At 69.4% G+C, this 14114-nt stretch carries 15 protein-coding genes and 1 pseudogene; 11 read left to right on the forward strand and 5 right to left on the reverse strand.

The annotated features are described in order from the left end of the window. Nucleotides 1-295 precede the first annotated feature (295 nt). Complete coding sequence (locus ABD346_RS25175; RefSeq protein WP_344377897.1) at nucleotides 296-640, reverse strand: ArsR/SmtB family transcription factor; 345 nt, start codon at nucleotides 638-640, stop codon at nucleotides 296-298. Between the two features lie 85 nt (nucleotides 641-725). Between ABD346_RS25175 and ABD346_RS25180 the strand changes: the two genes are divergently transcribed. After that, nucleotides 726-2006 (forward strand): MFS transporter, encoded by a 1281-nt coding sequence (locus tag ABD346_RS25180; RefSeq protein ID WP_344377899.1) that lies wholly within the window; start codon nucleotides 726-728, stop codon nucleotides 2004-2006. Between the two features lie 63 nt (nucleotides 2007-2069). Here ABD346_RS25180 and ABD346_RS25185 read toward each other — a convergent pair whose 3' ends face one another. Further along, nucleotides 2070-2816, reverse strand: a complete 747-nt coding sequence (locus tag ABD346_RS25185; protein WP_344377900.1) for an SDR family oxidoreductase — start codon at nucleotides 2814-2816, stop codon at nucleotides 2070-2072. 71 nt (nucleotides 2817-2887) lie between these two features. Between ABD346_RS25185 and ABD346_RS25190 the strand changes: the two genes are divergently transcribed. The 5 genes and pseudogenes from ABD346_RS25190 (at nucleotide 2888) to ABD346_RS25210 (ending at nucleotide 6765) form a co-directional block, all read left to right on the forward strand. Next, the gene (locus ABD346_RS25190; RefSeq protein ID WP_344377902.1) at nucleotides 2888-3814 is read left to right on the forward strand and encodes a LysR family transcriptional regulator; all 927 of its coding nucleotides are present in this window, start codon (nucleotides 2888-2890) and stop codon (nucleotides 3812-3814) included. Between the two features lie 223 nt (nucleotides 3815-4037). Next, nucleotides 4038-4871, forward strand: coding sequence for a hypothetical protein (locus ABD346_RS25195; protein WP_344377903.1), 834 nt, complete (start codon nucleotides 4038-4040; stop codon nucleotides 4869-4871). Nucleotides 4872-5617: 746 nt separating this feature from the next. After that, the gene (locus ABD346_RS25200) at nucleotides 5618-6013 is read left to right on the forward strand and encodes a hypothetical protein (protein WP_344377905.1); all 396 of its coding nucleotides are present in this window, start codon (nucleotides 5618-5620) and stop codon (nucleotides 6011-6013) included. A 107-nt stretch (nucleotides 6014-6120) separates the two neighbouring features. Beyond that, a pseudogene (locus ABD346_RS25205) lies at nucleotides 6121-6375 on the forward strand (carboxyl transferase domain-containing protein); the annotation flags it as partial. A gap of 174 nt (nucleotides 6376-6549) precedes the next feature. Beyond that, nucleotides 6550-6765, forward strand: coding sequence for an acyl-CoA carboxylase subunit epsilon (locus tag ABD346_RS25210; RefSeq protein ID WP_344377984.1), 216 nt, complete (start codon nucleotides 6550-6552; stop codon nucleotides 6763-6765). Here ABD346_RS25210 and ABD346_RS25215 read toward each other — a convergent pair. After that, nucleotides 6735-7232 (reverse strand): GNAT family N-acetyltransferase, encoded by a 498-nt coding sequence (locus tag ABD346_RS25215; RefSeq protein WP_344377906.1) that lies wholly within the window; start codon nucleotides 7230-7232, stop codon nucleotides 6735-6737. The two genes, ABD346_RS25210 and ABD346_RS25215, sit on opposite strands and share 31 nt — an antisense overlap. Nucleotides 7233-7456: 224 nt before the next feature. On the opposite strand from ABD346_RS25215, the gene ABD346_RS25220 reads away from it, so the two are divergent. After that, a complete protein-coding gene (locus ABD346_RS25220) occupies nucleotides 7457-8122 on the forward strand; it encodes a nitroreductase (protein ID WP_344377909.1) in 666 nt (221 codons plus the stop codon). Nucleotides 8123-8233: 111 nt separating this feature from the next. Here ABD346_RS25220 and ABD346_RS25225 read toward each other — a convergent pair whose 3' ends face one another. After that, nucleotides 8234-8914, reverse strand: a complete 681-nt coding sequence (locus ABD346_RS25225; protein WP_344377911.1) for a TetR/AcrR family transcriptional regulator — start codon at nucleotides 8912-8914, stop codon at nucleotides 8234-8236. A 108-nt stretch (nucleotides 8915-9022) separates the two neighbouring features. On the opposite strand from ABD346_RS25225, the gene ABD346_RS25230 reads away from it, so the two are divergent. The 3 genes from ABD346_RS25230 (at nucleotide 9023) to ABD346_RS25240 (ending at nucleotide 12161) form a co-directional block, all read left to right on the forward strand. After that, the gene (locus ABD346_RS25230) at nucleotides 9023-10132 is read left to right on the forward strand and encodes an FAD-dependent oxidoreductase (protein ID WP_344377912.1); all 1110 of its coding nucleotides are present in this window, start codon (nucleotides 9023-9025) and stop codon (nucleotides 10130-10132) included. A gap of 531 nt (nucleotides 10133-10663) precedes the next feature. Beyond that, a complete protein-coding gene (locus ABD346_RS25235) occupies nucleotides 10664-11215 on the forward strand; it encodes a hypothetical protein (protein WP_344377914.1) in 552 nt (183 codons plus the stop codon). Between the two features lie 394 nt (nucleotides 11216-11609). Beyond that, entirely contained in the window at nucleotides 11610-12161 is a 552-nt protein-coding gene (locus tag ABD346_RS25240; protein ID WP_425583029.1) for a DUF3995 domain-containing protein, read from the forward strand. A 191-nt stretch (nucleotides 12162-12352) separates the two neighbouring features. On the opposite strand, the gene ABD346_RS25245 is transcribed toward ABD346_RS25240, so the two are convergent. Next, the gene (locus tag ABD346_RS25245) at nucleotides 12353-13000 is read right to left on the reverse strand and encodes a hypothetical protein (RefSeq protein WP_344377916.1); all 648 of its coding nucleotides are present in this window, start codon (nucleotides 12998-13000) and stop codon (nucleotides 12353-12355) included. A gap of 634 nt (nucleotides 13001-13634) precedes the next feature. Between ABD346_RS25245 and ABD346_RS25250 the strand changes: the two genes are divergently transcribed. Further along, nucleotides 13635-13970, forward strand: a complete 336-nt coding sequence (locus tag ABD346_RS25250) for a hypothetical protein (protein WP_344377918.1) — start codon at nucleotides 13635-13637, stop codon at nucleotides 13968-13970. Nucleotides 13971-14114 lie beyond the last annotated feature (144 nt).

Here is a 14114-nt window from a genome sequence, read left to right on the forward strand (position 1 = left end):
GCGCCCCTGTCATGCTGCCGGCACTCGCCGCGGTCGTGCTTCGCGCCGCCATCCGCCGGGACACGACATCGGGCCGACCGCAGCAGCCGACATCGTCCAGGCGGCTACGCCGGGCTCCGGGTGTGCACAGTTCCGGCGCGCCCGCGAGCATGTCGAAGGGGCGCCTGTTCCGCACGCCACTCCCTCGGGCGCCCTGTATGCGCACCACACCTCCCACGTACGCGCGCCGCACCCGCTCAGCCGGTGCGCAACGCCCATGGGAGCCATGGGCGTTGGGCGACCAGCGTCGACCCGCTCACCAGTTGGTGATGACCTCACGGCCCTGCGGGACGGCGATGTCGAGGAGGCCGGGGAAGCGGGCGTCGACGTCGTCCCGGCGTAGCCGGTTCAGGCGCCGGGTTCCCTCGTTCCGCTGGTGAATGAGACCCGCTTCGCGGAGGACTTTGAAGTGGCCGCTCTGGGTGGACTTGCTGACCGGCAACGCGAAGGTCGTGCACGCCAGTTCACCGTCGGGCCCGGCGTCGGCGAGGCGGGCGACGATGGCCAGCCGGACGGGGTCGCCAAGGGCGGCCAGCACCGTCGTGAAGCGCAGTTCCCTGCGGTCGGGGTGCACGAGTCTGGTTGCGGTGCGACTGGCCATGCCTCCAGCATAACCAAGCATGTTCGGGATGTGCGAACATCTGCTATGTTCACGCATCCCGAACATGCCGCCATTGGAGGAATGGATGCCGTTCGATCGCCTCGCCACCGCCCGACGCAACCGATCCGCGAGCCTGTCCCACCCGCACAGCGCGGACCTGGACGGACAACCCGCGCCGGGAAGGCGGTGGCGGTTCTGGGCCACGGCCTATGCGCTGCTCATTCTGCTGACCGGAACGAACCTGCCGACGCCCTTATACCGGGGCTATGCAGCCCGATTCGGCTTCTCGCCCCTGGTCATCACGTTGATCTTCGCCGCGTACGTGGCCGCGCTGATCCCCTCGCTGCTGATCGCGGGCCCGGCCGCGGACGCACTCGGCTATCGCCGCGTGCTGCTGCCGGCCGTCGTCGTGGCCGCACTGGGGTCGCTGCTCTTCGCCCTCGCCACCAGCACAGCGTGGCTGTTCACCGCCCGCGTCCTCCAGGGAGCGGCACTCGGCGCCGCCTCGGGGCCGCTGACAGCGGCCCTCACGGAACTCGAACCCACCCGCAACCATCGCAAAGCGGCACTGGTCTCCACCGTAACCTCCGTAGCGGGCCTCGGACTTGGGCCCGTACTGGCCGGCGCGCTCGCCCAATACGCCCCAGCACCACACGTCCTGCCCTTCGCGGCAGAGATCGTGCTGCTGGTACCGGCGGCGGCAGCGGTCTTCGCCCTCCCCACACGACGCTCTGCGACGCGGTGGCACCCCCGTCGCCCGGAGATCCCCCCTGCCATGCGAGCGGTATTCGCAACCAGCGGGGCGGCCTGCCATCTCGCATTCGCCGTGATCGGGCTGTTCCTCGCCCTCGTACCCACTTACGTCGCCACGCTGTCGGGCAGCAGGAATCTGCTGCTCGGCGGGGCGGCCGTGGCAACGATGCTGCTCAGCTCCGCACTCGCCCAGCTCATCGGCTACGCAAGGCCCGCCCGAACCCTGGAACTCACCGGCCTCCCCCTGCTGGCCACCGGCCTGGCCACTCTCGCCCTCGCCGGCGCGCTCTCCTCGCTGCCCCTGCTGCTCGCCGCAACCGTCATCGCCGGCACCGGTCAAGGCCTGGCGTTCCTCGGCGGTCTCACCTCGGTCAGCCGAGCAACTCCGGCCGACCGCCGCGCCGACGTGCTGTCCAGCTTCTACGTGATCATCTACCTCGGCGTCGGCCTGCCCGTCATCGGCGTCGGCCTCCTCGCCACCGCGACCGGACTGCTCACCGCCGTGCAGTACTTCGCCTGCGGCGTCGCCGTACTGTGCCTGCTCCTGCTGCTCGTCCTCATCGTGGCCCGGCACCGCGCATCAGCCAGTGCCCCAACGCCGTCCGACGTCTGACACCGCGCGCAGTCCCTCCGCTCGAGGGCCAGTCGAAGGCGGAGCGGCGCACGACCCTAGACCTCACGCGGCCTGGGCCGTGGCCGCCAGGACCAGTTCGCGGACGGTGACGCGCTGGGGCTGCTGGTACGCATAGCCGATGGCCGTCGCCACGTCTTCGGGTGCGAGCACCTCGATGGAGTCCTTGAAGGCCTGGTAATCCGCTTTCACCGCCTCGTCGGTGGTGTGCGAGAGCAGTTCGGTCTCTACGGCTCCGGGGGCGATGGTGACGACGCGGACTCCGTTGCCGGCGACCTCTTCGCGCAGGCTCTCGGAAATGCCGTGCACGGCGAACTTGCTGCCGCTGTACACCGTGTGGTTGGCGTAGGTCCTGCGGCCCGCGACCGAGCTGACGTTGATCACCGTGCCGCGTCCGCGCTCGATCATCCCGGGCAGGACCACCCGTATCCCGTTCAGCAAGCCCCGCACATTGACGTCGAACATCCGCTCCCACTCGTCGGCAGGCTGCCGGGCGACCTCGCCGAGCAGCATCACGCCCGCGTTGTTGACGATCAGGTCTACGGGGCCGTACAGGGCCTCGGCCTCCGCCAGTGCGGCGGCCATCCCCTTGGCGTCGGTCACGTCGACGGAGCGGGCGAGGGTGTCAGGGAGGCCGAGCGCCTCGATCCGCTCGACCCTGCGGGCCAGCAGGAGCAGGGGGTGGCCGAGTGCGGAGAGAGTCCGGGCGGTGGCGGCACCGATGCCCGAGCTGGCTCCGGTGATGACGGCGAGGGGGCGGACGGTGGTGGGTGTGGTGTTCGTGGTGGTCATGTCGTTCAGCTTCGGGGGTTCCGCGGGAGCGAACAACGGCGGAATTCGGAGCGATTGATAACTTCAGGGTTATGGAACGCCGTGACCTGGAGATCTTTCTGACCCTCGCCGACGAACTGCACTTCGGGCGCACGGCCGAGCGGCTGCATGTCTCGCAGGCCCGGGTCAGCCAGACCGTCAAGCAGTTGGAGCGGCGGATCGGTGCTTCGCTCTTCGAACGGACCAGCAGGCGTGTGGAGTTGACCCCCATCGGGCAGCGGCTCCTCGACGACGTACGCCCCGGCTACCAGCTGATCAAGGACGGCGTCGCCCGTGCCGTCGCCGCCGGGCGCGGTCTCACCGAGCCGCTGCGGGTCGGGTTCACCAGTCCCCTCTCCGGCGAACTGGTGCTCTTCGCCGCCTCCGCGTACCGCGCGAACCACCCGGAGGCCGGGGACGTCGTCCTGCACGAGGCTCCGCTCTCCGACCCCTTCCGACTGCTGCGCGAGGGCGAACTCGACCTGCTGCTCGCCCAGTTCCCCGTCGTCGAGCCCGACCTGTCCACCGGGCCCGTCCTCATCTCCGACCGCCGTGTCCTCATCGTCTCCACCCGGCACCCCTTCGCGCGCCGCCCCTCGGTGAGCCTCGACGACCTCGCCAGGGACAAAGTGCTCGGCCTCTCGGGGCCCGTACCGGACTACTGGCTCGACGCCCTGCTGCCCCGCACCACCCCCGGCGGTCTCCCCGTCGTGCGCGGCGAGGAGGCCGCGACCCGGCAAGAGCTCCTCGCCCTGGTCGGGGCAGGGCGAGGGGTGCATCCGGCCGCCGCGCATGAGGCCCGGTACTACGCCCGCCCCAACATCGTCTACGTCCCCTTCACCGACGCCCCACCGCTGGAGTACGGCCTGGTCTGGCGCACGGCGGTGGAGACCGGCCGTGTCCGCGCCTTCACCGATGCGGCAGTCGCGGTGGTAGGGAAGCAGGGCGGACCCGCGGGTGTGTGCGGCGAATGTCGGTGATCCCGGGATCGCGACGGTACGGAACTGGCCACTTCTGCGGCCGGTTCCGTACGGCATCGACTACCGGGACCACCGCACCCTGCCCCGTCGAGCGATGGGCGCCGTCGTACGCCCGCCATACCCGGCTCGGTGACCGGCAAGCGGCTTGGCGCCCAACCGGGGGCGGACTCGCCGATCCGGGCCGCCCGCCGCGCGTCGGCCGAGGTGAAGTAGCGTCAGCGGCATGAACATGCCGCCTTCGCCGCAGTCCCCCGGCCCGTACGGCGCCCCGCCGCCCGGGCAGCCGACGCCCGGCCCCTACGGAGTACAGCAGCCCTGGCCGCAGCAGCCGTACCCCCAACAGGGCTTTCCCCAGCAGCCGTTCCCGCAGCAGCAGGGCTGGGGAATGCCCCCGATGGGGCCACCCGCCCCGCGCAGGAACCGCACCGGTCTGGTGATCGGCATCATCGCCATCGTTCTGGTGATGCTCGGCGGTCTGGGCTTCGCAGTGAGCAAGCTCGCCGGGGCGGCCGGCGGCTTCCCCGAGGCGAAGTACCGGCTCACCGTGCCACCCACGCTCCTCAACGGCCAGTACACACTGGCGCAGGACCTGACCGAGAAAAGCCAGGAGAGCCTCAAGAACGCCTCGCAGCGGGACATCCGCGATCCCCAGGGCGCCGCGGGCCAGTACTCGGGAGCCAAGGGCGACGGCACGTCGCTGGTCTTCTCCGGCGTCTACGGCAGGGTGAAGAACCCCGCCAAACAGCGCGACAGCATGCTGCGGGGCGCCCGGGAAGGGGACGGCGCCACCATCGTGACGCCGCCCAAGGACGCCACGCCCGCAGGCTCGGACGTCAAGATCACCTGCCAGGTACTGTCCAAGTCGCAGGGTGCTTTCAGCGTCACGTTCCCGATGTGCGCCTGGGGCGACAGCAACACCGTGGGAAGCGTCGGCGTCGTCAGCCCCGCCTCAGCCGGGCAGAACCCCTCCGACATCGACGTCGCCCAGGCTGCCGAGCTGACCGTCAAGGTACGCAACGAGGTCCGCCGGCCAATCGGCTCAGGATCCACGCGCTGAGCACCTCCGCCACAGGATCGCGCGTCGCACCACGTAGCCGATCGGCCGTCGCCCCACCCAACTCGCCGCGTGAGCAGCCAAGTTCAGCCGGATCGCCAGGCAGGGCCTGGTTCCGCACCGACGGCCCTTCCGGCGGTACGGCCGCAGGGGCGGCTCGGCGGGGCCACCCCGGAGAGGCGCGCGACCGCCGCAGGACGTCAGCACCGCGAAGGCGTACGAACACAGACGGCCGAGTTGTTCGGGCAGAACAACAAACGCCCATCGCGGCGGTGTTCGACCGGCGGCGAACCCTACGGATCCCTACGGATTGTCATCCGGGCACCGCCAGGTGTCCGAGGTGTAGGTGTCCAGTGACAGCCCCTGCTGTAGGTGATGCGGGCCCTCAGCCCGCGGTCTGCTCCAGAGGAGGGTCGGCTCTGAGCGTCGCTTCCCGCCAGTTGTCGAAAGTGGATTTGAGGGTGTCCCCAGCTTGGCGGTGGCGATGTCGTACGCAGCCTTGCCCAGCAGCAAGGCGCATGGGGGGATCTTCGGCCTTGACGGCGTCGACGACAGCCCGGGCGGCGCGTGCGGGACCTCCGGCTGGTGACCGTAGGTGGCCAGGGTGCGCGATCACGGCGTCCTCGTCGCCGACCGAGCGGGGAACGAGCCGAGCCGCTGTGGAGACCACATTCCGGCCGGAGGACTGGCGGCGGACCTGCGATGCACAGGCCGCCCGTGTGGCGGGAGCCAGGTGTGATCATGCAGGCATGAACCATCTCGGCGACATGCACATGCGCACGTGGACGCTGCGGTGGATGGCCCTCCTCGCAGCCGACCCCCAGGATCAGCTTGCCTGGCTGGGCGAGCATGAGCTGAAGACGGAGTCCGTCGTCGAAGAGGTGGAGCTCCTCTGCCGCATTTCCGAAGGACTCACGGAGCGCGGAGTCTTCGAGCCCAAGAATCTGCGCGATCTTCAGGCCATCGCCCATTGCCTCGGCGAGATCGATGCCGCGTGTCGCTCCGGCCTCTGGGGCAGCGCCCTGGCCACAGATCCGGCGTGGGACGGCATGCGTACGCTCGCCCGCCGTCTTCTCCTCACGGCGCTGGGCGACTGGCGTCAGCCGCTGCCACGCCCCATGGGCCCGCACACGGGCGGTCACTGAGCCGTCGAGGCCGCCTGTGCGACTCTCACGCAGCGTTCGAATCCCAGGTGTGCTCTGGCGCGTCCCGAAGTCGTGAAGATCCGCCGTCCGCTCTGCGGACCAAACCAAACAGCCCCACCGTCACCCATTTGGACGCATCCAGGTTCCTGCACGGGGATCGCAGGAGCAGGATGGGATCCGGCACGGCGCGAAGCGGCTGTACGCGGACTGCAACGCGACGGGGCCGCGGATCTCTCTGATCCTGCGCCAGGCCCACGGCGGCGCGTACATCGTGGTGGATGCCCAGTCCATCGGCGCCGACCTCACCAATACCTGGCCGACGAACGAGATCTCAGTCATGGGTGCCGAGGGTGCCGCCCGGCGGCATCGCCTCGGAGTCGAAGGCGTTCCGCGATCCGGCGGCGGACATGACACCGGATGGCCATGAGTACATCGCCGAGGCGATGCATCCGCACTACGCGGCCGAGCGGGACCCGGTCGACGACTGCTGTCCGGTCCACACGACAACTCTCCGCAACAGCAAGGGAGTTCACGCCATGAATGCCATCACCGTCATAAGCGATGAAATCGTGCGCAATACGGTCGTACGCGTCGAACGAGGCCAGGCCGCTCCCGACGAACTCACCGCGATCACCGCGGTCCTCCTCGCCCGCGCCACCGCCTACACCGACACCCCGCCGGCCAAGCACGGGCGTTCAAAGGCAGGTTGGCGCACCCCTGATCACCAGGCGCCCAATTCCTGGCAGTCCTGACAGCCGGTCGCTCGGAGCTTCCTTGTCATGAACGTACTGTTCGGGTCGGGCTCGTAGTCGGCGAACGGTTCGCAGCGGGCGAACCCGAACTTCTCGTACAGCCTCCTGGCGGGCAGGAAGAACTCGGCCGTGCCGGTCTCCAGGCTCAACCTGGAGAAGCCCATGCGGGTGGCCTCGGTGATGATGTGCTCCATCAGCAGGGACGCGACCCCGCTCCGCTTGCGTATCGGCGCGGTGCGCATCGACTTGAGCTCCGCGTGACCCGCGTCGAGCCGCTTGATGGCGCCGCAGCCCACGAGAGTGTCGCCGTCCTTCACCGACCAGAACGTGATCCCGGGCTTGCGGAGGGCATCAAGGTCGAGGGCGTGCTTGCTCTCCGGCGGCGTGATGGACTGCATCTGCTGGACGTGCTCGTCGAGGAAATGGGCGATCTCGGGGCCGGAGAGGTCGTCCACCGCAATCTTCACGTTGCTCGTCCTCCTTCAGGCCACGAGTCTCGGGGCCGCGTGGGGTTGGGCCCGGCGTTCCGGACGTTGGACAAGTCTGCCAGGCCTTGTCCCCCGATCCGCTCCGGGCCCTGGACAGCGTGAAAGCCCTGGGCAGCGTCACAGTTGCGTCCGGTTTGCCTGCCCGGTGCGATGCTCATCCTCGTGTCTTCGCTGCACATCATGGGGTGAGAGGGCGGATGGACGTGGATGTGTATGAAGCCGTCGACAGCCGCAGGGCCGTACGGGCGTTCAGCGATACGCCGGTGCCCAAAGAGGTGCTCGTACGAGTGCTGGCTGCGGCGACGCGGGCTCCGTCGAGCGGGAACCTCCAGCCGTGGCACGTGTATGTCGTCACCGGCGAGCCCTTGGCCGAACTGAAGAGCCGCGCGACGGCCAGGGCCCTGGCGGGAGACCCGGGTGACGAGCGCGAGTACCTGATGTACCCGGCCGAACTCAACTCGCCGTATCTGGAACGGTTTTCCGCCGCCGCAGCCCAGCGCTACCAGGCACTGGGAATCGAGCGCGACGACCCCGACCGGCCCAGGAAGATCGCCGCCCTGAACTCGGAGGCGTTCGGGGCGCCGGTCGTGGTGTTCTGCTACCTCGACCAGGAGATGGGGCCCGGGCAGTGGGGGGACGCGGGGATGTACCTGCAGACGGTCATGCTGTTACTGAGGGCCGAGGGGCTGCACAGCTGCCCTCAAGTGATGTGGACGATGTATCGCAAGACCGTCAGCCGCATAGTCGGAGCCGATGACGGACTCATGCTGTTCTGCGGTGTCGCGGTGGGCTTCGAGAAGGAAGGCGCGCCTCGTCCGCGCACCGGGCGGGCGGACATGGCAGAAACAGTGAGCTTCATCGGAGTGTGAAGCGAAGTACGGCCAACTGATCGGTGACGGTCGTCGGTTCGGGTCGCTGAGCGTCCACACCGAAGCGCCGCTTCCTCCCGCTGCCGACCTGTCCGGTCCCGCGGCCGCGCGTCACCTTGCGATGCGGGCTTCGATGCCGTCGAGCAGGAAGTCGAGGCCGAGCTGGAAGGTCTGGTCGGCGTCCAGGTGGGCGGCATCGCGCACCACCCTGGCGAGCGCGGGGAACCGGCCAGTGGCGAAGGTCCGCACCAGGTAGGGCCCGAGTGTGGCCTGCCAACGCTTCTCGTCCATCCCGGTGGCCCGCTCGGCACGCCGCTCGGCGGTCTCGCGACGCACGGCGCCGATCACGTACGCATTGACTGAGGAGACCACCGGCATGACGGCGTCCACGTCGACGTCGCCCAGCGCGGCCATCACGGCCTCTCCTGTGGCCAGCGCGTGCGGCCCGAGCTGAGGTCGGCCACCCAGGAGATCCGCGAGCCATTCGTGCTCGTGAACGGCGTGCCGAGTGGTTTCGGCAAGAGACCGGAGGACCTCCCGCCAGCCGTCTCCGACCGGCCGGATCTCGGCGTGGACGGCGTCGACCATCAGGTCGAGCAGCTCCTCCTTGCCGGCGATGTAGCCGTACAGCCTCATCGGACGGACGTCCAGCACGGTGGCGACCTTGCGCAACGACACCGCATCCAGGCCGTCCGCGTCGGCCAGCTGGATCGCCGCTCGCACGATCCGTTCCCGGCTCAACGGGGCCGGCACGGGTCGATTCGGCGGTTCCGGCCTCTCCCACACCAACATGCCGCTGACAATACACCGCATCGAGCGATACAGTGTATCGACCAGTGCGGCGTATCGATCGATCTTTGTCGAGCCGTTCGAGTCATACCGAGCAGGAGGACGGCACCCATGACCATCGCCATTGTCGGAGCCGGTCTGGGCGGCTTGGCCCTGGCCCGCGTGCTGCACGTGAACGGCATCGACGCCGTCGTGTACGAGCGTGAATCGTCACGCGATGCGCGCGGTCAGGGCGGCATGCTCGACATCCACTCCGGCCAGCGGGCGCTGCGCGAGGCCGGCCTGATCGACCAGTTCCACGCGATTGCCCGGGGTGAAGGCCAGGACATGCGCCTTCTCGAGCCGGACGGCACCCTGCTGCTCCAGGAGGACACACCCGACGACGCCCCGCTCGATCGCCCCGAGGTCGACCGCGCCGATCTGCGCAACCTGCTGCTGGACTCCCTCCCCGAAAACGTGGTGCGCTGGGGGCACGCGTTCACATCCGCCGACCACGGCCGACTGCACTTCGCCGACGGCAGCAGTGCGACGTACGACCTGCTGGTCGGTGCGGACGGCGCGCAGTCCCGGGTCCGCGCGCTGCTCACCGACGCCCGCCCGACGCATATCGGCCAGAACGTCGTCGAGGTCGGCATCCCGGATATCGACCGCACACACCCCGATCTCGCGGCGATGGTCGGGCGCGGCAACTACTGGGTGCTCGGCGGCGGAATATCCCTGGGAGCACAGCGCAACGGCGACGGCCGTGTTCGCATCGGCCTCAGCTTCTACAACACCGCCGAGGACTGGTTCGCCACCAGCGGGATCCCGTTCGACGACCCGGCCGCCGCCCGGGCAAAACTCATCGAGCTGCTCCCCGGCTGGGACTCACGGTTCACCGCACTGATCGCGGCCTGCGACGACTCGGTCGTGCCGCGGTCGATCACCACGCTCCCGGTCGGCCTGACCTGGCCGTCGACGCCGGCCGTCACGCTGCTCGGCGATGCCGCGCACCTGATGCCGCCGGTGGGCCAAGGCGCCAACATGGCACTGCTCGACGGCGCCCTCCTCGGTCTCGCGCTCGCCGCGCACCCGGACGACTTCCCCGCCGCCGTCAAGGAATACGAACGCGAGATGTTCGAACGCACCAGTGCTGCCGCCCGGATGTCCGCGGACATGCAGGAATTGCTGACGTCGCCGGACGCCGCCCAGAAGCTACTCGCGTTCTTCCAGCCCGGCTGAAGGGCAACGACATACGACCAGGAGACCGGCCGTCCACCAGCGCGCTCATGCTCAACGCTCGCAGCGACGTACCGCACCACCGAGGCGAGAGCCTTCCCGCTCGGCTCCACCCGCCAACACCCGCCGGCGGATTGAGTAGGAGTACTCAGGTGCGGGGGGACCGGTGATGTCTAGTGTGGCGATCATGACAAGGAGCGAGGCCGGGCACACGGCGAGGGTCTGTCTGCCGTTCGCCTCCCCCGGTCTCTACGCCGGGATGCGCGCGGAGCCCCTCGCATCGCGCGCCTCCACGTTCTGGACATACGTGCGGTGTTCGTCGCATACGACCACGATGCCCAGGCCTGTCTCGCCCCTGTCACTTCAGCACCTGGGCTGCTGCCCTGTCGTACAGCCAGTCGTGCAGTCCTGCGCGGTCCGCGGATGACGGACCTCCGAGCCGCCCATGGCGGCCGGCTCCCCACCCGATAACCCCACCCCGTCCGGCCCGTCGGCCGAGCCCGAGCCCGTCCCACCGACCGAGGAACGCATGCCGTGACCAGCCCCCACCCGCAGGACTCCTCTGCCTTCCCGCTCCCCCACCCGATGGCGCCGCAGCCCGCATACCCGCACCCCACCGCGCCGCCCGCCGGCTCGTTCGGGCCGCCCCTGCCCGGGGCCGTTCCGCTGTCGCCCACCCTGGTGGCCCCGCCTCTGACGTGCCGGCTCTGCGGTGCGCTCCCGGCGGCGTTCGCGACGTTCCGGGCGCATCAGGGCGTGTTGATGTGGATGCGGTTCTCGCGCGTGGACGGGCCGTTCTGCCGAACGTGCGGTCTCGCGATCTACCGCGAGGTGACCAGCAGCACGATGTGGCAGGGCTGGTGGTCGCCCCTGTCACTGGTCCTCTTCACCCCGGGCACCCTCATCATCAACCGCTTCACGCTCGCCCACATCAACAAACTGCCCGCCCCCATCCCCGGACAGCCGGGTCGGCAACTCCTCCCCGGTGCACCGGTACTGCGGCGTGTGAGCTCCCTGGCCGCTGTACTCCCCCTGCTGTGGGCGATATGGGTCGCCTCCCACATCCTGAGCGACCTGACGTCCTGAAACCCCTGCCATCGAGCACGACACCAACCTGCGGAGACGTCCGACTCCCCCCGCCAGGCCGGCTGTCGCTCACCTCCAACTCCCCTTCGGCTGACGTACGTACGCCATGAGCCGATCGGTGCCGGGGCTACGGCAAGTCCTCATTCACATCCGGCCCCGGCTGGTGTGCAAAGGGTGTTCCGCAACTGATCCTTGAGGTTGCGGGTCCGTTCCTCTGCGCCCCGGCCGCAGGGCTGTTGCGAGGTAGCCCGCACGGGGGAGGTTGATCATCTGTCGGGATGACGGCTCGTCGTCGCAGTCCCGTCACGATGGAGTCATGACGATCAAGTGTTCCGTGGACGGTGCAGCGCGTCGGTCCCAGCGCCGGGCGTCCCGTCCGGGGCCGGGAGGACGGCTGGAGCCGGGAGGATGGCCGGGGCACGCTGCGGCGGCGTGGGGGCTGCTGTTCGCAGTGCCCAGTTTCGTCTGGGCGATGGGCAGCACCCTCGGCGCCGAGTCGACGGTGGCGCCGTCGCTGATGAAGCTCGCTCATGACCGGGTGACATGGTTCGTGACTGTCCTGTGGGTGACCGGTTTCCTCAAGCTCTTCGGGGCGGTGCTGGGGATCGGCCTGACGCGCCGGCGTGGCACATGGATCAGCCGTCTCCTGGTGTTCTGCGGAGGTGGCGCGACGGTGCTGCTCGTCTGGCACGGCTGTCTCTTCGTTGCCCACGGAGTGCTGGTGGAGGCCGGCGCACTCTCCGCCGCGCCCGACCTGGCCGGGCTGACCCGTTGGTACCTCTACCTGTGGGGGCCGTGGTTCATCGTCGGCGGTCTGGCCTTCGCCGCAGCCACCATCCGGTATGTCCGGCGACAGGATGCCCTGCGCGAGCGACTTTACGCGGCTGTGGGGGCGCTGGGCGCGGCGCTCCTGTCGTTGGCAGCGACCGTCGGCGGGATCGGTTGACGACCGCGCGTAGATGTCGGCCTCGGGTGATTCGATCGAGAGTGGTGACTGGTGATCACCGGCGTTGGAGCGGGCCTGGACAGCACCCTTCGCTGACGATCTGGTCCGCCGGGGCTACTCGACACCGAGCGAAGTGCATCGAACCAGGCGAGAAGGCCCCGGCAGGCGGCACAGGGGCGACACCTGGGCAGTTACACCACCGCGGCGCTGGCCAGGACCGCGTCGACCTCGCGATTGGCGGGCGGTTCGGGCGACTCGGTGACTCCGAGGAGGAAGGCCGACTGGTCGCTGCTCTTCGCGACGATGGTGAGCCTCAGCCGGCCTGCCCTCCCGCTGTCGTCGCGCGTGTTCAGCACTACCGTGTAGGCGGAACGGCCACTCACCTTCGTGGCCCGGGACTCCTCCACCGTCGAATTGCCGTCCGGGTAGAAGAACTCCGCGTTGGAGCGCGCCGCCGTCTCCGTCCTCTGCCGCAGCGTGGACTCGTCGACGGGCCCGCCACGTCCGGCGAGCACGACGGCTCCGCCGTGGCCGTCGGGCCCCTTCATGGTGATCGAGGAAGTGAAAGCCTGGATCAGGCTCTTGCCGTCATTGCTCTTCCAGCCCTCCGGTACTGCATACGAGAGCCCGGCCGCGGTGTCCGTCACGCGCGGCCGCCCGGCCAGCGGGGAACTGTCGTCGTCCCTGGTCAGCCACCACACCGCCGCCCCGGCAAGAAGCACCAGAACCAGCGCGCAAAGGGCGGCGACGGTCCAGGCGGGCCGGGTTCGCCGCTGCCCATGAGGCAGCAGGGGCGTCGGCGGCAGGGGCGGCGGGCAGACGGAAGGCGGTGTTGTCATGCTCTCAGCATCCGGCTCCCGGCCGGGCACGGTCCTGAGCTGTCGTACTCAGTTCCGTACTCAGGTACTCAACGCCGACCAACCTCCAGTTGGCGTTCGCTTGTGCCGGCGCAGGTGGGTAGCGCTTGTGTGAAGGTGCTGAGGGTGGATGAAGTGCGCGTCGAGGCAAAGAGCCACGAAACTGCCGTGCTCGGGAGTTCCCCGGAGATGGTCGGGCCGGCTACCGCCCACAGGTTCCTGATCTGCTGGTGGCCACCGCAGCAGAGGCGTCGCCCGGTAACCGGTCGCAGCACCGATGGCAGAGGAACCCGTCCTGCGCCGACGGACGACGGGCGGCATCGGGTGCGACCCCGGCGCGATATGCCTGGGCAGACGAGTTCTGTGGCAGTTACGGCCGGGCCGATGTGATCCCGGCCGAAGAGAAGCGGCTGGACTGTTCGCGGCTCCGGCGCACGCCGGGGTGCGGTCCACCTGCCGTCACCCGCGCGGACCGGGGCACCGCGGCGCCCCAGCAGCCCCGAGCACCCACTCACCACGCTGGGCACGCCTCGTTCGGCGAGGAGGGAGCGAGCGGACAGCCCACCGGTCGGTTTCCTCAGCGGAACTTTTTCGTTGTCAGGCCATGAAGAAGAAAATGCTGTTCACGGCCCCACTCATCCTGGCGCCCCTGCTGGTAACCCCGGCCGCCCACGCCGCTGGCGACGGCGTCCTGACCATCGGTCCCCGAGCGGGAAACGCGTGCGTCAACCTGGCGCGGGACATCAAGACCATCGAGCTTCCCCCGGGCTACCGAGCCAGCATCCACCGGCAGAAGAACTGCAGGGGACACGTCCTCCTCGAATCCACCGAACACCGGATCACCGACCTCCCCAGTGGGTCCGCCAGCGTCCACGTCTCCAAGGACCCCTCCGACCTCCGTCTCCCCCTGGTAGAGCGCCTCGTTGGAGACTCGGCCGCGCCCCCGGCTTGAGCACTCGCTCGGAGGGCCCGTCGGCCGCCTCGCGCCCGGGCGATGTGGCGCGCGTGAGGACGGACGACGCCTGAACTCGACAACCCCAGGAGAGGCGGGCCAGGACAAGGCCCGCGCTGAGCCTCTTCAGGCGCTGGTACCGGA

Origin of the sequence: Streptomyces mauvecolor (genome assembly GCF_039532965.1) — a bacterium.
Classification (GTDB): domain Bacteria; phylum Actinomycetota; class Actinomycetes; order Streptomycetales; family Streptomycetaceae; genus Streptomyces; species Streptomyces violascens.